A 17,306-nucleotide genomic window follows, 5' to 3' on the forward strand; every position below is an offset into this window, starting at 1 on the left:
TCTCTTCCTGTCACTGGGCGTCATCGGCGGCTCCCGCCGGGAGCCACCGGTCCGCGTGCGCGAGGTGCCGGCCGGTCAGGCGAGGTGCCGGCCGATGAGGTCGAATCCGGCGCCGCTCTCGTAGCGGTCGAGCAGCTCGCGGAAGACCGCCGGACGGACGGCCTCCGCCCCGGGCACCGGCGGGCAGCCGAGCCGGGCGGTGAGCCGGGCCAGCGCCGCGACGACCCACTCGGGCCGGCGCGCGTACGCGCCCGGGTGGTCCGGGTTGTTCAGCCACACGCCCAGGCAGCAGGCGGCGGCCAGCAGCACCGCGTAGCGGTGGGTGAGTTCGAAGCTCACCGGGCCGGCCAGCGGGGTGCGGTCCCGGGGCGCGAGCTCCTGGCAGGCCTGCTTGAGCGCGGTCAGCTCGTCCACCAGCTGGGCGGTGAGCCGGCCCAGCACCGGTTCGTGGCGCACCCGGGCGGCCGCGTCCACCAGGCTCCCCAGCAGCGGGTCGTACCGCCCGGCGGTGGTGCTCAGCCGGTCGAAGTCCAGCTCGGGCAGGTCCCCCGCCAGGTGGAAGACGCCGGCCGGGGCCGGTTCGCCGACCAGCCAGGCGGCGCGGGCCAGCCGGGGCAGCTGCGGGATGACGGTGGCCTGGCAGACCGTGCCGCCGGCGTGCACCAGCGAGGCGACCGGCAGGTCCCGGGCGTGCTTCTGGAACACCGCGTGCGGCCCCTCGCGCAGGAACGAGCGGGCGCCCAGCACCTGGCCCAGGGCGTCGACGGTGTCCTTGAAGAGCAGCGGCACCAGGTACTTGACGGCCGCCGCGTAGACGCTCGTCTGCCCGGGCAGCAGGTGCAGCGCGCGGCAGACCGTGGTGGCGAAGGCGTCGGCCGCCTGGAGGTCCACGAAGGCGTCGGTGAGCACCGAGCGGGCGTGCGGCAGGTCGGCCACCGTGCGGTGGTACAGCCGCCGGCCCAGCGCGAAGCCGGTGACCGTGCGCAGCTGCTGGTCCACCGCGCCGAGCGCGGCGGCGGGCAGCACCGCCCGGGTGACCTGGAAGGACCGCAGGATGGTCTCCATGGCCGCGCCGACCTCGCCGGCCACCGCGGTCACCGGCACCGGGCAGTGGTCGAACTGCAGCCCGCCCAGGTACATCGCGCGCACCCCGACGGTGCGGTAGCGCGGCAGGAAGCGCAGCCGGTCGCGCGGCGCGGTGGCCATGTCGACCAGCACCATCGAGTGGCTGCGGCTGCCGGGCTCCGGGCTGGTGCGGGCCAGCACGGTGACGGCCTCGGCACGGGCCAGGTTGTTGATGATCTCCTTGCGGCCGTCGAGGACGAGGTGGTCCTGCCGCAGGGTGCCGCAGAAGGCGGTGTTCGAGACGTCGTTGCCGGTGGACATGTCGGTGTAGGCGGCGGCGATCCGGCCGTTGCGGCACAGGACGTCCGCGAGCCACCGCTGCTGCTGGTCACCGCCCTGGGCCCACACGTTGACCGCGCCGACCAGGTTGCTGGCGCCGTGGCCGAGGCCGAGCGCGGCGTCGCGGCGGAACAGCGGGCGCAGCACCCGGGCCAGCCGGTCGGCCCGGTCGAGCCGGCCGCCGAGCCGCCGCGGCACGAACTCGGCGCCGAGCCCGTAGGCGTCCAGGACGCGCTCACCGGCCGGGAGCAGGTCGCCGCGCTCGTCGGCGGCCACGAAGGCGGCGAAGCCCAGCGGGTTGTCCTGGTACTCGGGGTCGCCGAACAGGGCCTCCAGCGGCGCCGGGTTGCCGAGGTCGGCGTAGCAGTCGGGGGTGGTGGCCGTGGTCATCGGCTGCTTCCCTTCACCAGGGGGTAGGACAGCAGGGACGGGAGGAGGCCGCTGCGTTGCTGCTCCTCCAGGAAGGGCACCAGGCGCTCCAGCAGGTCGTCGCCGGCCACCGGGCGCCGCGGGCCGTGGCCGAGCCGGGTCAGCACCCGGGCCAGCGCCGCCTCCAGCCAGAGCCCGTCGGCCCACAGGCCGCCCTGGTGTTCGGGTGCCTCGTGGTTGCGCAGCCAGAGCTGGACGGCGGCCGCGCCCGCGTACAGCAGGGCGTACCGCTCGGCCAGGTCGAAGGCCGCGCGCGGCGCCTCGACCGGGACCGGCCGGTGGGCGGCCAGTTCGACCGCCAGGCCGTCGACCGCGGCCAGCAGTGCCTCGGCCCGCCGGCCGAGCGAGGCCGGGACGGCGCCGTGCGCGGCCAGCCGGCCGAGCTCGGCCACGGCGGCGGGCAGCGCCTGCAGCACGCTGGAGCCGCCGCGCGGGAGCAGGCTGAGCCGCTCGCGGTCGAGCGGGGCCAGCGGCGCGGCCAGGTCGGTGGCCGCGGCCAGCCCTGCCCCGTCCACCGTCCGCTTGCGCAACCGGCGGGCCAGCAGGGGGAAGTGGTTGATCAGCGCGTGCAGGTTGACCAGCGCGTTGCCGTCGAAGATGCCGACGATCCGGTGGTCGCGCTGGACCTTCTGGAAGCGGCCGTGCTGGTAGGTCTCGCCGACCAGCAGCGAGCGCGAGCCGAGCACGGTGCCGAGCCGGTCGATCACCTGGTCGACCAGGGTCGGTACCAGGTACTTGGTGACGGCCGAGGAGACGGCCAGCTCGCCGGGCAGCGCGTGGATGCTGCGGACGGCGACCGTGCTCACCGCCTCGGCGAGCAGCACGTCCGCGTACGACTGCGCCAGCAGCCTGCGGGTCTGCGGGAGTTCGGCCAGCAGCCGGCCGTAGGCCCGCCGCTCCAGGGCGTAGCCGGCGGCCAGCGTGAGCGCGTTGTCGGCGGCGCCGAGCGACAGCGCGGCACACATCGTGCGGGTCAGCTGGAGGCTCTTGAGGACGATCTCGGCGCCGTCCCCCTCGCCGCCGACCAGCGCGTCGGCCGGCACCCGGGCGTCGGTGAAGGCCACCCCGCTGATGTCGGCGCCGCGGATGCCGTGCAGCTTCACGGCCGGCAGCGGCCGGTAGCCGGGCGGCGCGACGGCGGACTTGTCGATCATCAGCAGGCTGAAGCCGCGCGCGTCGCCGGCCTCGCCGGTACGGGCCAGCAGGCAGACCGCCCGGCCGCGGTTGGCGTTGTTGATGAGCCACTTCTCGCCGCTCACCCGGTAACCGTCCCCGGTCGGCACGGCGACGACCTCGCCGGCCAGCAGGTCGCTGCCGTGGTCGCGCTCGGTCAGCCCCCAGGAGACCACCGTTCCGTCGAGCACCTGGGCGGCCAGCCGCTCGGCCTGCTCCCGGCTGCCGCCGACCCAGACCGACACCGCGCCGAGGAAGGTCTTGCCGTGCGCGATGGCGACGGTGAGGTCCCGGCGGGCGACCGCGCGCATCAGCTGCAGGACGTGCTCGTAACTCTCCAGCGCCCCGCCGTACTCGGCCGGGACGTAGTGCCGGGGCAGCCCCAGCAGGTCCAGCTCCCGGCAGATCTCGACCGGGAACTCCTCCCGGTCGTCCAGCGCGCCGCAGCGCGCGTAGGAGAACAACCGTCCGCCGTCCTCGGGGTCGCCGAGGGCGCGGTCCAGCTCGCCGGCGATCCGGCGGGAGGGGTGGGTGGCGGCGTGGGTCATCGCGCACCGGCCGCGCTGCGGTAGCGGGCGGCGGTGGCCGGGTCGAGGTCCTCGACCACCGGCTCCAGCGCTCCGGTCATGAACAGCTCGCGCATGAGCGAGCGCTGCACCTTGCCGCTGGTGGTCTTGCGGACCTGGCCGGGCCGCAGCAGCACCAGGTTGGGGATCCGCACGCCGACCCGCTCGGCGAGCCGGCCGCGCAGCTGCCGGGCGAACTCGGCCAGCTCCTCGGGGGCGCCGGGGCGGCGGCGGACCTCGTGCATCACCACGATCTGCTCACCGGTGCCCGGCACCGTGCAGACGCTGCCGCTGAGCCCGTTGAACGCCTCGTCCAGTTCGGCGAGTTCGCGCTCGATGTCGTGCGGGTAGAGGTTGCGGCCGTTGACGATCAGGACTTCCTTGATCCGCCCGGTGACGTACAGCCGGCCCTCGTGCAGGGCGCCGGTGTCGCCGGTGCGCAGGTAGCCCGCCGCGCCCTCCGCCGTGACGGCGCGGAAGGTCGTCGCGGTGGCCTCGGGGTTGCGCCAGTAGCCGGCGGCCACGCTGTCGCCGCGGATCCAGATCTCACCGATCCCGCCGTCCGGGAGGGTGGCGGCGGTGGCCGGGTCGACGATCCGCACGTCGAGGCCGTGGACGGTGCCGCTGCTCACCAGCAGCGGGCCGTCGCCGCCCGGGGCGACCGGACGCAGCTCGTTGGCGGCGAGCGCCTCGGCGTCGACGGCCGTCAGGGCCGGGGTCTCGCCGCGCGGCGTGCCGGAGACCAGCAGGGTGGTCTCGGCCATGCCGTAGCAGGGGTTGAACTGGTCGAGCCGGAAGCCCGCCGGGGCGAACCGCTCGACGAACCGGCGCAGGGTGGCGGCGCTGACCGGCTCCGCGCCGTTGCCCGCGCTGACCAGGCTGCCCAGGTCCAGGCCGGCCAGCTGGGCGTCGGTCACCCGGCGGGCGCACAGGTCGTAGGCGAAGTTCGGGGCCGACGTGTGGGTGGCGCGCCGGCTGCTGATCAGCTCCAGCCACAGGTGCGGGCGGCGCAGGAAGGCCATCGGGGCGAGCTGGTAGCCGAGGGCGCCGACGTACAGCGGTGCGATCAGGGCGCCGATCAGGCCCATGTCGTGGTGCTGGGGCAGCCAGCAGGCGCCGCGGCTGTCGTACTCCAGCGCGAAGGCCCGCGCGATCAGGCCGATGTTGTGGCGCAGCGAGCGCTGGGTGACCATCACGCCCTTGGGCGCGCTGGTGGAGCCCGACGTGTACTGGATGAACACCAGGTCGTCGTCGGCGGTCGGCGGCACCTGCCAGTCGGGTGCGGGCGCCAGGTCCAGCAGGTCGGTGGCCACGCAGGGCAGCTCGGTGACACCGGCCTGCTCCAGCATGGCGACGGCCGTGCCGTGGTTGGCCGAGTCGGTCAGCACCAGGCGGATGTCGGCGTCCCGCACGATGCCGTCGACGCGGGAGCTGTGGCCGCGCTGGGTGCTGGGCTGGGGCGCCGGAACGGCCACCACGCCCGCGTACAGGCAGCCGGCCAGCGCGGTCACGAACTCGGGTCCGGCCCCGTACAGCAGCATCACGCGCTCGCCGACGGCGCACCGCTCGCGCAGCCAGGAGGCGACCGAGCGGGCCGCGCGGTCGAGGTCACCGAAGCTCAGCGGCTGCTCCGACCAGCCGTCGGAGGCGGCCTCGACGAAGACCAGGGCGGTGCGGTCGGGGGTTTCGCGGCCGTGCCGCTCCAGTCGGGTCACCAGGTGATCGGCCATCAGCACGGCCTCTTTTCGGTCAGGGGTGGACGGTGGCGGGGCGGGACGCCGGCGCCCGCGGGGACGGCGACGGGCGGGAGCGGCGCGGGCGGGGCGGGGCGGAGCGGGGAGGGGTTCAGGCGCGACCGGTGCCGAGCACCTGGCGCAGCCGCAGGTCGGACTGCAGGTGCCCGGCGATGTGGGCGAGCAGCTGCTTCTCCTGGGCCTGGAGGTAGAAGTGGTCGCCGGGGAAGATCCGCAGCTCGAAGCCGGCGCTGGTGGTGTCCGACCAGGCGGCGACGTTGTCGGGCGCGCACTCGGCGTCCCGGGCCCCCACGTAGGCGACGACCGGCACCCGGTGGCGTCCGGCCGCGGGGTCGGGCCGGTAGGCGGCCGACAGCCGGTAGTCGGCCCGGATGCTGGGGAGCACCAGCTCCAGGAGGCCCGGGTCCATGTCGGCCAGCGAGCTGTGGCCGAGCTGGCGCAGCTCGGCCAGGAAGTCGGCGTCGTCCGCGGCCGCCGACTCCTCGCGCTCACGGCGGTGCGGGGCCTCGGAGCCCGAGACGAACAGCCGCACCGGGCGCACGCCGTGCTCGGCGCCGAGGCGCAGCGTCACCTCGTGCGCCACCACGGAGCCCATGCTGTGGCCGAACAGGGCCAGCGGCACCCCGTCGGCGGCCAGAACGGCCAGGGCGGCGGCGATCTCGTCCGCCATCGCGTGGACGGAGGGCGCGTAGGGGTCGCCGAGGCGGTCCTGCCGCCCCGGGTAGCAGGCCGACAGCACCTCGATGTCCTCGGGCAGTTCGCGGGCCCAGGACCAGTAGGCGGTGGGTGCTCCGCCGGCGTGCGGGAAGCAGACCAGCCGCAGCCGCGGGGCCGGAGCCGTGTGGTAGGTGCGGAACCACAGCGCCACGGAGTCGGTCATGAGCGTCCTTCGGGGGAGGGGTGCGGCCATGGAGATGCCGATCTATCAGCACCGCCACGGTGCCGCCCGCTCCTATACCGCGCCCATATCGGGCGGTCGGCCGCGCAAGTCCGCCGCTCCCGCCCGGTCCGCTACAGCAGCGCGTAGAGGGCCGAGGCGTCGTCGTGCGCCTTGCCGCGGGGCCACCGCTCGCAGGCCGCGTCCGACCGCTCGACCGCCCGCACCTGGGCGATCAGCTCGCCCGGCCCCGACTCGGCGAGCAGTCGCAGGGCGTCCGCCCAGCTGCCCAGTCCGAAGCGCTCGGTGTAGCGCGAGGCGCCGTCGCTCAGCGCGGCCACCGCGTGCAGCCGCTCCAGCTCGACGAAGCCGGTCTCGGCGTGCTGCGCGGCCTTGGGGCTGGCGGCCGCGATCCACGGGCCGGCGCCGGAGTTCCGGGCGGCCCGGACGGCCAGCGCGTACTCCAGGTGCAGCGCGGCGCGCTCGGTGGAGCCCGGCACCGTCGACCAGACCTGGCGGCGCACCTCCTCACCGGCGGGGAAGCGCTGGTTGTCGCCGATCACCTTGAGCGGCCCGTCCTTGTACTGCAGCACCAGCAGCGAGTCCCCGAGCACCAGGTACTCCAGCGCACTACCGTGCCGCCGGGCGGCGACCACCATGGCGGCGGGCGTGTTGGGGTGGGCGAGGTCGCAGCGGCCCCCGTGCAGCGCCGCCGTCTCCACGATGGCGTCGGCCAGGCACTCGGCGATCGAGCGGTCCGCCCGGTCGGTCAGCCGGGCCAGCAGGTGCACCCCCAACCGCCGTACGTACCAGGGGGTGCCGTGCCGGCACCCCGACTCCAGCCCGGTCGGCGAGCTCGCGCCGTCGAGCAGTACGAGCGCCTCCGGCGAGGCCGCCGCGAAGTCCTCGCTCTCGCGGTCCGGCCGCCGTGCTTCCCCTGCCAGCTGTACCTGCATCCCGACAGTGTGGACGCCGGGTGGGGCGCGCGCCCAGACCCGTGCACGCGGTGCGCGCCGCCGGCGCCGGACCGTCCGGTGGCAGCGGGGGCAATTCGGCCATACCGTCGGATATCGAGTGGACAATTCGGCCAATCAGGGCCTGTCAGGTTTCACGGCCTCCTTCGAGGGGCCGGGCCGCACGGGACTGACGAGGACGAGGAGCGACGGATGTTCTGGCAGTTCATCGTGCTGGTGGCCGCGTCGATCGGCTTTCCGACCGCGGCCCTGCTGTTCCTGATCGGCGGCCCCCGCTTCCCCGACGAGCAGCGCGACAGGCGCTGACCCCGCCCGCCGCGCCGCTCAGCGGGCCGGGCCGCCCAGGGCCCGCTCCAGCGGCGCGGCCAGAGCCAGCAGCGACTCGTCCGCACCGGCCGCGCCGACCACCTGGAGCCCGAGCGGCAGGCCGTCCGCGCTCACCCCGGCGGGCAGGCTGACGGCGGGCAGCCCGGCGTAGCTCCACGGCAGGGACATCACCGCGTCCCCGGTGCTGCCCAGCCCGGACGGGGCCGGCCCGGTGGCGGCGGGCGCGACCACCAGGTCCACCCCCGCGGCCGCCCAGGCCTCGGCGAGGCGGGCGCGGACGTGCGCGCGAACGCCGAGCGCCGTCTCGTGCTCCTCCGGCCGGACGGCCTGGCCGTGCCGGATGCCGGCCGCCGTCTCCGGCCGGTAGAGGCCGCCGAACCGGGCGAACCAGTCGGCGTGGCCGCGGGCCTGCTCGAAGCGGTTGATCGTCCGCACCTGCCGCACCAGCCACGCGAAGTCGGGCAGCAGTTCGATCTCGCGCACCGTCGACCCCGCGGCGGCCAGCCGGTCCAGCTGCGCCCGGAAGGCCGCCAGCGCCGCCGGTCCGGCCTGCTCCAGGTACGGCCCGGCGGGCACCCCGAGGACGGGCGGCCCGTCGCCGGGCGGACCGCCCTGCCGCTCGCCCCGCCAGTCGTCGCAGAGCAGCGGCGCCGCCAGCGCCGCCCCGGCGAGGTCGGCGGTGAACAGGCCGACGGTGTCGAAGCTCGGCGCGTTGGGGATCACCCCGTCGATCGGGATCCGCCCGTACGTCGGCCGGAAGCCCACCACTCCGCAGTAGGCGGCGGGCCGGACCACCGAGCCGATCGTCTGGGTGCCGATCGCCAGCGGCACCAGCCCGGCCGCGACCGCCGCCGCCGAGCCGCTGCTGGAGCCGCCCGGCGTGTGCCCGGGGTGGTGCGGGTTCCGGGTCGGGCCCGGAGCGCTGCCGGCGAACTCGGCGGTCACCGTCTTGCCCGCCACCAGCGCGCCCGCGGCCCGCAGCCGGTCCACCACGGCGGCCTGCGGACCGGCCAGCACGCCCGGCGGCAGCGCCGATCCGGCGTGCGTGGGCAGGCCGTCGACGTGGACGATGTCCTTGATCCCGACCGCCACCCCGTACAGCGGCGGGGCGGTGGCCGGGTCGGGGTGGCGCGCGGCCAGCGCGCGGGCCTCGGCGTGCAGCCGCTCCGGCCGACCGGCCTCGGGCACGAAGGTGTGCAGCAGCGGGTCCAGCCGCTCGATCCGGCCGCAGAGCCGGTCGACCCGCCCGGCGAGGTCGGCGTCACCGCCGCGCGACCGCGCGACCTCGTCGGCCAGCGACCGCGGACGGACCAGGGACTTCTCCATGCCGACCACGCTAGGGCCCGCCCGGCGGTTCGCGCCGCATCAGCGCGCGGCCGGAGCCGCCGGACGCGCCACGGGCCGCCGCCGCCGGGCTACGGGTGCTCGGTCGCCAGGTACGGGGTCTCGCGCAGGAAGTACGCGCCGCAGGTGTGGCAGCAGAGTTCGGGCGTCTTGCCCCAGTCCGCCGGATCCCGCAGCTGCGCCCCCTCGTCCAGCTCCCGGCCGCACATGGCGACGGCTTCGGAGCCGCGGACCATGTGCCAGAGCCTCACCCCGGCGGACGGACCGCCGTCACCGTACTCGGCGCGCATCTGGTGCATCATTCCCCCATCGTCCGGCGGCCCTCCGGCCCCGGCAACCGGGGGCCGACGGCGCCGCCCGCCCCGGCCGTACCCGGTCAGACCAGGCTGCCGTGCAGCCGCAGCCGGGCGATGCCGCCGTCGGGGAAGACGTCGAGCCGGACGTGGGTGGCGGGCCGGGGCGCGTCCAGCACCAGGCGGTGGACGGCGTCGGGCTGGAGCCGGGTGCGGGGCACCAGCTCGAACCACTCCTGCGGGTCGGCGGCCCGCTCGTCCCGCCCGTGGAGCGCGGCCCAGCCGGCCGCGTTGCCGACGTAGTAGCCGGTGTCGATCTCCACCGCGCGGATCGCGCCGCGCCCGGCGAGGCGCAGCAGGACCCAGTCGTGGCCGGCGTCCCGGCGCCGGCGGTTCTCCCAGCCGTCGCCCATCGCCCGGGACCGGCCGGGCAGCGCGAGGTTGGCCGGGGGCGAGAAGAAGCGGTCGGAGGCGTCCTCGACCGCGCCGCCGTGCTCGATCGCGGCCAGGTCGAAGGTGCCGAGAGCGGCCAGCCAGGCGGTGTCCGGCCGGGCCTCGCCGTGCACCCGCAGCCGGGCGATGCCGCCGTCGGGGTACTGGCTGAGCCGCAGGTGGGTGAAGCGGCGGCCGTCCTCGACGGCGAAGCCGTTGGCGGCGTGGCCGCGCACCGGCGAGGCGGGCACCAGCGGGTGCCAGACGGTGGAGTCGGCGAGCAGCTCCTCCGGGCCCGGGGTGCCGGGGAGTTCGGCGCCCTCCAGGGCGATCCGCTGCGGGTAGTTGCCGCGGAAGTGCGCGGTGTCGACGATCACGCCGTGCACGACCCCCGGCACTCCCAGGCGGATCAGCGCCCAGTCGTGGTCCTCGGCGGTCGGGTGCGGACGGTCGGTGCCGGCGCCGCGGCGGCGGCGGGTCTCCCAGCCGTCCATGAGCTGGCCCTTGTTGCCGAAGGTGTGCGGGCGGAACTCGGCGAGCTCGGGCAGCAGCAGGTTCTCCCGCTCGGCGAACAGCTCGTCGTTGGCGGCGATCACGGCGCCGCCGAGCCGGCGGTCGGCCAGGTCGGTGAGGGCGGTGAAGGCGAAGCTGGCGGAGCGGTAGTCGGCGTAGGGGTTGCCGCCCGCGTAGGGCAGCGCGTCGGCGGTCTCGGTGGCGGCGGTCTCGGTGGCGGTCGCGTCGGTGGTCATGCCTCCACGGTCACCCCGGCACACCCGTCAGGTCCATCACAAAGATCTGACCAGAACGTTCAGCCGGACTGAACGTCCCGGGCGGCCTCGGCCAGGGCCGCGAGCACCCGGCGCAGCGGCGGCGTCCCCTCCGTCCCGGCGCGGACCGCGGCGACCACCCGGCGGGTCGGCAGGTCGGCGGGCAGCGCCCGGACCACCGCCCCGCCGACCCGCCCCGCCGAGGCCAGCCGGGGCACCAGCGCCACCCCGAGACCGGCCGCGACCATCGCCAGGATCGCCGACCAGTCCGCGGCGGTGTGCGCGCGCTCGGGCACGAACCCGGCGTCCGCGCACGCCGTCAGGGTGATCTCCCGCCAGGGGCCGGCGGCGCCGTAGATCCACGGCTCGTCGGCGAGGTCCGCGAGCCGCAGGTCCGGGGCGTCGGCCCACGGGTGCCCGGGCGGCAGCGCCACGTCCAGCGGGTCGCTGAGCAGGACGGACTCGACGAAGCGGGGATCGCCGCCGGCCGGCCGCACCGCGAGCGAGAGCGCCAGGTCGACGTCCCCCGCCGCCAGCAGCCCGTAGGCCCCGGCCGCCTCCGACTCCGCCACCCGCACCGCCAGCCGCGGCGCGTCCGCCCGCAGCCGGGCGATCGCCGGGACGAGCAGCCCGCCGATCGCGGTGGCGAAGGCGCCCACCCGCACCTCGCCCGCCTCGCCGTGCAGGTACCCCGCCAGCTCCGCCTCGGCCCGCTCCAGCTGCCCGAACACCACCTCGGCGTGGCGCAGCACCAGCCGCGCCGCACTGGTCAGCCGGACCCGCCGCCCGTACGGCTCCAGCATCGGCGTGCCCACCTGCCTGGCCAGCGCCGACACCTGCTGCGAGACCGCCGACGGCGAGAGCCGCAGCCGCTCCGCCGCGGCCGTCACCGTCCCGCACTCACCGACCGCCCACAGCACCCGCAGCCGCCGCAGATCCCACTCGCCCACCGCACCCATCGCGCCAGCGTAGTTCCGCGCTGCGCGGGGTGTCCGCCGTGGTCAGCAGGCGCGGAGCAGGGCGTCGTCCTGCCATTTGAGGATCTTGTCGAAGCTGACGATCGCGCCGCGCAGGGGGTGGTTGCGGAGCTGGACGTGGTCGGTCAGGGCGTGGATCAGGAAGAGGCCGCGGCCGGACTCGGCGGTGAGGTCGGGGAGGGTGTCCAGGTCGACCGGGCGCAGGGTGGGGGCGGGGGCCCCGGCGTGACAGGGGGGCAGCACGTGGGTGTCGTAGGGGCGGTCGTCGCGGCGGGGGCGGCGGGTGGTCAGGACCGGGCCGGGGACGCTGGCGCGGCCGCGCCGGGGGCGGCGGGCGCCGCGGCCGGTCGCGGCCGGGCGGGCCGGCGGGGCGGCCGGCCGGCGCGGCGGGAACGGGGCGGGGGCGGCGGGCGCGGCGAGGCCGGGGCCGGAGTCCGTGACCTCGATCCGCAGGAGGTCCCCGCTGATCGACGCGGTGACCTGGAAGCCGTCGTCCGACCGGCCGCAGGCGCCGTGCTCCACGGCGTTGGCGCAGGCCTCGCTGAGGGCGACCCCGAGGTCGTCGGCGATCTGCGGGTCGACGCCCGCCGTCGCCATGGCACCGAGCAGGATGCGCCGGGCCAGCGGAACGCTGGCCGGGTCGCGCTTGAGGTGCAGAGTCCACCAGATGTCCACGGGAGGTCCCTCCTGGCTGCGGCTCCACATAAAACTAGGTATCTCCGGGCGATCATGCGGTGAACCGTGCAGGGGGTCGGCTACCGCCCGTTCGGCGGATGGACTGGGGCCGGGGTGTGTGCCGAGCGGCGCACACCGGGGGCCGCACGCCGGGCCGAACGGGGCATTCGTAGGGATTTCCCACCCTGCCCTCGGCGGGGCGGGGGGCGATGAGATGATGGCCCGGCCATGACTGCCCTCGCCGCCGCCCCGCACCCGGGCGCCCCCGCACCGGACGCGCCGGTGGGGGCCGCCGCCTGGGACCTGCGGCTTGCGCGGGCCGTCCCGTTCGCCCTGGTCTGCGCGCTGATCGCGGCCGCCGGGCACGCCCTGGCCGGCGGCGGGAACGTGGCCCTGCCCGCGCTCGCGACCGGCTTCGCGGCCGTCCTGGTGCTCGCGGTGGCCTTCGGCGGGCGGGAGCGCTCGCTCGGTGCCATCGCCGGCGCGCTCGGGGCGGGCCAGCTCGGGCTGCACTGCCTGTTCCACGCCTTCGGCGGGCACGCCACCGCGGTGGCCGGCGCGATGGCCGGGATGCACCACGGCGGCTCCGGCCCGCTGACGCTGCCCCAGGTGGCCGGCCGGCTGATCTGCAACGAGGCCAGTCCGGGCACGCTGGTCGGCCTGCCCGGCAGCCCGTCGGCCGAGCAGCTGGTCGCCGGCGCGGGCCTGGACCCGCGGGCGTTCGCCGTCGCGCCCTGGTGGCAGGACGGCCTGTTCGGGATGACGCCGTCGATGCTCGCGGGCCACCTGGCCGCCGCCCTGGTGGCCGGCTGGTGGCTGCGGCGCGGCGAGGCGGCGCTCTGGCGGCTGGTCAGGATCACCGCCACGGCCGCCCGGGAGCACTGGACCACCCCGCTGCGGACGGCGTTCGCGCTGGCCGCGGCGCTGCTGCGCGGCCTGCTCGGCACGCCCGCCGGTCCCGCCCGCCGCTCCGGCGCGCGGGCCGGGGACAGCCGGCCGCCGGCCCGTGCCGCACTGCGGCACAGCGTGGTGCGGCGCGGCCCCCCGTTCGGGGCCCTCGCGTACTGACCCGCCCCCCGACGGAGTGCCGGCAAGGCCCCGTACCGGGTCCGGGTGTACGCGGCGACCGCGCCGTACCCGCCGCACCCCCGCGGCGTGCGGCTCCCACTCGTCCCCACGCCGCGCGGCCCCGCCGAGGCACGGATCACCGTGTCCGGGAGCGGTCCTGCCGCCGAGCCTCCGAACGGAGACCCGAATCATGCGTTCCCTCCCCACCCGCCGTATCGCCGCCGTCGCCCTCACCGCCGCCGCGTCGGTCGTGGCGCTGGCCGGCCCCGCCTTCGCGCACGTCACCGTGAACCCGGGCAACGCCCAGCAGGGCGGCTACACCGCCGTGGACTTCCGGGTGCCGAACGAGAACGACAACGCGTCCACGGTGAAGCTGGAGGTCAACCTCCCGCTGGACCACCCGCTGGCCTCCGTCCGCACCCTGCCGATGCCGGGCTGGACCACGACCGTCGAGAAGTCCAAGCTCGACAAGCCGATCAAGGTGCACGGCAACGACGTCAACGAGGCCGTCTCCAAGATCACCTGGACCGCCGACGCGGGCACCAAGATCGCCCCCGGCCAGTTCCAGGAGTTCCGCGTCTCGATCGGCCCGCTGCCGACCGACACCGACAAGCTGGTCTTCAAGGCGCTGCAGAGCTACGACAACGGCGACGTCGTGCGCTGGATCGACGAGGCCAAGGACGGCCAGCCCGAGCCCGCCAAGCCCGCCCCCGTGCTGGCCCTCGACAAGGCCGCGGCCGGCGGCGACCACGGCGCGACCGCCGCCCCCACGGCCACCGCCGACGGCCACGGGCACGGCGACGCCACCACCCAGGCCGCCGCCTCCTCGGACAAGGGCAGCGACTCCACCGCCCGCGTCCTCGCCGTGGTCGGCATCGTCGTCGGCCTGGTCGGCGCGGCGTTCGGCGTGCTCGGCCTGCGCCGCAAGAACGGCGGCTCCGCCTCCTGACCCCCGCACCGGCGGGGCCGCGCCCGTACCGCACCCGGGCGCGGGCGCGGCCCCGCCGGTGATCCACCGCGCACGATCGGATCCCCCATGTCCCGCACCCTCCGCACCGCCCGGCTGGCCGGCGCCGCCGCCGTCGCGCTCGCCGCGGCCCTCACCCTGACCGCCTGCGGCTCCGACGGCTCCACCGGCCCCGCCAAGGTCACCCAGCAGAAGGCCGACTCCCCGTACCAGGGCACCGTGCTCGGCAAGCACTTCGACAAGCCCGACCTGCAGCTGACCGACACCGCCGGCCAGCCCTTCGACCTGCGGCAGAAGACCAACGGCCGGAGCACCCTGCTGTTCTTCGGCTACACCAGCTGCCCGGACGTCTGCCCGACCACGATGGGCGACATCGGCGTGGCGATGACCAAGCTCTCCCCCGAGGAGCGCCAGAAGGTCGACATCGTCTTCGTCTCCACCGACCCCCAGCGCGACACCCCGCAGGTGCTGCGCACCTGGCTGGACTCGATGGGCAAGGACTTCATAGGCCTCACCGGGGACCTGGCCAAGGTGAAGGCCGCGGCCAAGTCCCTCGGCATCCTGATCGAGGACCCGGTGGTCAACGCGGACGGCACGGTCACCTCCACCCACGGCGCGCAGGTGCTGGCGTTCCTGCCCTCGGACGACAAGGCGCACGTCCTCTACCTCAGCGGCACCGAGGAGAAGACCTACGAGCACGACCTCCCGCTGCTCGCCCAGGGGGTCGCGGCATGAAGGGCGCCGGCGGGCCGCGCGGGTTCCGGCGGACCGCGCTCGCGGGGGCGGTGCTGGCGACGGCACTGGGCGCCGGCGCCATCCTGGTCGCCTGCGGCGCGGGCGACGGCGAGGCCCGGGCCGACGGTCCGGCCCTGCTGAGCGTCGCCGACTCCTACATCCCGCTGCCCCCGGCGGGCGGGATGGCGGCCGGCTACCTCACCGTGCGCAACGACGGCGGCGAGGACCAGCTGGTCAAGGTCTCCAGCCCGGCCGCGCAGTCGGTCACCATGCACCGCTCCACCGCCTCCACCATGGAGCAGGTCGAGCGGCTGGACGTCCCCGCGCACGGCGCGTTGGAGCTCGCCCGGGGCGGCAACCACCTCATGATCATGGGATGGCGGAAGGCCCCCGCCCTCGGTGACGAGCTCGAACTCGACCTGACCTTCGCCCGGACCGGCACCGTCTCGGTCAAGGTGCCGGTCCGGGAACTCACCTACCGCCCCGGCCAGCAGTAAGGGATCCAGGAGATGCTGACGGCCGCGTTGCCGAACCCCACCACCCGCCGCCGGATCGTCGGGCTGCTGGGCCTGCTCGGCGCGGTGCTCGCGCTGCTGCTCGCCGGCGCCGGCCCCGCCTCCGCGCACGCCACCCTGCAGTCCACCGACCCCGCGCAGAACTCGGTCGTCGCGACCGCGCCGCCGGCCGTCACGCTGACCTTCAGCGAGTCGGTGTCGCTCTCCGGGGACTCGGTCCGGGTCCTCGACCCGGCCGGCAAGGCGGTCGACGGCGGCAACCCCGCGCACGCGGACGGCAAGGACAACACCGCCCGGGTCGGGCTGAACAGCGGCCTGGCCAACGGCACCTACACGGTGGCCTGGCGCGCGGTCTCCGAGGACTCGCACCCGATCGGCGGGGCGTTCACCTTCTCGATCGGCGCGCCCTCGGACACCTCCGTCTCCACCACCGCGCTGAGCGGCGCCGAGGCCGACGGCGTGGTCGCCGCGCTGTACGGCACCGGCCGGACCGTCGCCTACGGGGCGTTCGCGCTGCTCGTCGGCGCGGCTGCGTTCGTGCTGGCCTGCTGGCCGGCCGGGGCGGCGCAGCGCGCCGTGCAGCGGCTGCTGATGACCGGGTGGGTGGCGCTGCTGGTCTCCACCGTCGCGGTGCTGATGCTGCGCGGCCCGTACGAGCGCGGTTCGGGCGTCGGGCAGGCCTTCGACCTGTCGCTGGTGCGCGCGACCCTCGACGAGCGGATCGGCACCGCGCTGGCCGCCCGGCTGCTGCTGCTCGCGGCGAGCGGGGTCTTCCTGTCGTTGCTGGTCGGCCAGCTCGGACAGCCCGCGCCGGCCGCCCGCCCGGAGGAGGGGGACGACGCGCGGGCGAGCGGCGACGCACGGACCGCCGAGGAGGCGGAGGAGGCCGAGCTGCGGCAGCTGGAGCGGCGCGCCGCCGAGCGCCCGCAGCACGAGACCCGGCTGGGCCTCGGGGTGGCCGGACTGGTGCTGGCCATCGCCCTCTCGGCGACCTGGGTGGGCGCCGACCACGCCTCGGTCGGCATCCAGGTCTGGCTGGCACTGCCGCTCGGCATGCTGCACCTGATCGCGATGGCGCTCTGGCTCGGCGGCCTGGCCGCGATGGCGGTCGGGCTGCGGCACGGGATCGGCGCGGCGGCCGCCGAGCGGTTCTCCAAGGTCGCCTTCGGCTCGGTGGCGGTGCTCACCGCCACCGGGATCTACCAGTCCTGGCGCGGCCTCGGCAGCTGGAGCGCGCTGACCGACACCGAGTACGGGCGACTGCTGCTGGTGAAGACCGGCTGCGTGGTCGCGATGCTCGGCGTCGCCTGGATCTCCCGGGCCTGGCTGGCCCGGCTGCGGGCCGCTCCGGCGGAGGCCGAGGCGGCCCGGCCGGTCGAGGCACCGGAGCCGGTCGCCGTCGCGGCCCACTCCGACGACCCGGTCCGGCAGGCCCAGCTGGACCGCCAGCGGGCCGCCCGGGCGAGCGCCGGCCGCGACCGCGGGCTCACCCCGACCCGGGCCGGGCTGCGCCGCTCGGTGCTGATCGAGTCGGTGGCGGCGGTGGCCGTGCTGGTGGTCACCACGATGCTGACCAACTCCCCGCCCGGCCGGGTGGCGAGCGAGATCGCGGCGGCCGGCACCGCCAACGGCGCCACCGCGCCCGCGCCGGGCGTGCCCGCCCCGCAGACGGTGCCCGGCCAGACCATGGAGCTCAAGCTCCCGTACGACACCAAGGGCCGGACGCCGAACGCCAAGGGCACCGCGACCGTCACCCTCAACCCGGCCCGGACCGGGCCCAACGAAGTCCACCTGAGCCTGGACGGGGCGGACGGCAAGCCGGTCGAGGTCCCCGAGGTGGAGCTCGCCTTCACCCTGCCGGACCGCGACCTCGGCCCGCTGCCGGTGCCGCTGACCGCCGAGGGCCCGGGCCGCTGGAGCGGTACCGCGCAGCTCCCGCTGGCCGGGAACTGGGTGGTGTCGGTGCAGGTCCGCTCCTCGGAGATCGACCAGACCACCGAGATCAAGCAGCTGAAGATCGGGTGAGCGC

At 76.2% G+C, this 17,306-nt stretch carries 15 protein-coding genes; 5 read left to right on the top strand and 10 right to left on the bottom strand.

The features are described from left to right. Positions 1 to 75: 75 nt before the first annotated feature. From ACZ4UX_RS32660 to ACZ4UX_RS32705, 10 genes are all read right to left on the bottom strand, one after another. The gene (locus tag ACZ4UX_RS32660; protein WP_465709285.1) at positions 76 to 1,794 is read right to left on the bottom strand and encodes an acyl-CoA dehydrogenase; all 1,719 of its coding nucleotides are present in this window, start codon (positions 1,792 to 1,794) and stop codon (positions 76 to 78) included. Next, positions 1,791 to 3,554, bottom strand: coding sequence for an acyl-CoA dehydrogenase family protein (locus ACZ4UX_RS32665; protein WP_465709286.1), 1,764 nt, complete (start codon positions 3,552 to 3,554; stop codon positions 1,791 to 1,793). The genes ACZ4UX_RS32660 and ACZ4UX_RS32665 overlap by 4 nt, the downstream gene beginning before the upstream one ends. Continuing rightward, positions 3,551 to 5,302: a fatty acyl-AMP ligase gene (locus ACZ4UX_RS32670; RefSeq protein ID WP_465709287.1), complete on the bottom strand. Its 1,752-nt coding sequence runs from the start codon at positions 5,300 to 5,302 to the stop codon at positions 3,551 to 3,553. Before ACZ4UX_RS32670 ends, ACZ4UX_RS32665 begins: the two co-directional genes overlap by 4 nt. Positions 5,303 to 5,417: 115 nt before the next feature. After that, on the bottom strand, positions 5,418 to 6,206 hold the full coding sequence (locus ACZ4UX_RS32675; protein ID WP_352296441.1) for a thioesterase II family protein: 789 nt from the start codon (positions 6,204 to 6,206) through the stop codon (positions 5,418 to 5,420). Between the two features lie 131 nt (positions 6,207 to 6,337). Continuing rightward, positions 6,338 to 7,159, bottom strand: coding sequence for a protein phosphatase 2C domain-containing protein (locus ACZ4UX_RS32680; RefSeq protein ID WP_465709288.1), 822 nt, complete (start codon positions 7,157 to 7,159; stop codon positions 6,338 to 6,340). Between the two features lie 342 nt (positions 7,160 to 7,501). Then, on the bottom strand, positions 7,502 to 8,830 hold the full coding sequence (locus ACZ4UX_RS32685) for an amidase (protein WP_465709289.1): 1,329 nt from the start codon (positions 8,828 to 8,830) through the stop codon (positions 7,502 to 7,504). An 89-nt stretch (positions 8,831 to 8,919) separates the two neighbouring features. Further along, the gene (locus tag ACZ4UX_RS32690; protein ID WP_329488950.1) at positions 8,920 to 9,150 is read right to left on the bottom strand and encodes a hypothetical protein; all 231 of its coding nucleotides are present in this window, start codon (positions 9,148 to 9,150) and stop codon (positions 8,920 to 8,922) included. 74 nt (positions 9,151 to 9,224) lie between these two features. After that, complete coding sequence (gene alc / locus ACZ4UX_RS32695) at positions 9,225 to 10,322, bottom strand: allantoicase (protein WP_465709290.1); 1,098 nt, start codon at positions 10,320 to 10,322, stop codon at positions 9,225 to 9,227. 59 nt (positions 10,323 to 10,381) lie between these two features. Continuing rightward, a complete protein-coding gene (locus ACZ4UX_RS32700) occupies positions 10,382 to 11,290 on the bottom strand; it encodes a LysR family transcriptional regulator (RefSeq protein WP_465709329.1) in 909 nt (302 codons plus the stop codon). A gap of 51 nt (positions 11,291 to 11,341) precedes the next feature. Then, complete coding sequence (locus ACZ4UX_RS32705; protein ID WP_359808246.1) at positions 11,342 to 11,992, bottom strand: ATP-binding protein; 651 nt, start codon at positions 11,990 to 11,992, stop codon at positions 11,342 to 11,344. Positions 11,993 to 12,220: 228 nt separating this feature from the next. Here ACZ4UX_RS32705 and ACZ4UX_RS32710 point away from each other — a divergent pair, with 228 nt between their 5' ends. The 5 genes from ACZ4UX_RS32710 to ACZ4UX_RS32730 all read left to right on the top strand — a co-directional run bounded on the left by ACZ4UX_RS32710 (position 12,221) and on the right by ACZ4UX_RS32730 (position 17,302). Further along, a complete protein-coding gene (locus tag ACZ4UX_RS32710) occupies positions 12,221 to 13,060 on the top strand; it encodes a hypothetical protein (RefSeq protein WP_465709291.1) in 840 nt (279 codons plus the stop codon). Positions 13,061 to 13,250: 190 nt separating this feature from the next. Then, on the top strand, positions 13,251 to 14,009 hold the full coding sequence (locus ACZ4UX_RS32715; RefSeq protein WP_465709292.1) for a YcnI family copper-binding membrane protein: 759 nt from the start codon (positions 13,251 to 13,253) through the stop codon (positions 14,007 to 14,009). 87 nt (positions 14,010 to 14,096) lie between these two features. Then, entirely contained in the window at positions 14,097 to 14,762 is a 666-nt protein-coding gene (locus ACZ4UX_RS32720) for an SCO family protein (RefSeq protein ID WP_329488945.1), read from the top strand. Beyond that, positions 14,759 to 15,259, top strand: a complete 501-nt coding sequence (locus tag ACZ4UX_RS32725) for a copper chaperone PCu(A)C (RefSeq protein WP_465709293.1) — start codon at positions 14,759 to 14,761, stop codon at positions 15,257 to 15,259. Before ACZ4UX_RS32720 ends, ACZ4UX_RS32725 begins: the two co-directional genes overlap by 4 nt. Positions 15,260 to 15,271: 12 nt before the next feature. Next, positions 15,272 to 17,302, top strand: coding sequence for a copper resistance CopC/CopD family protein (locus ACZ4UX_RS32730; protein ID WP_465709294.1), 2,031 nt, complete (start codon positions 15,272 to 15,274; stop codon positions 17,300 to 17,302). The last annotated feature ends 4 nt before the right edge of the window (positions 17,303 to 17,306 follow it).

This window comes from Kitasatospora sp. NPDC028961 (assembly GCF_055564815.1).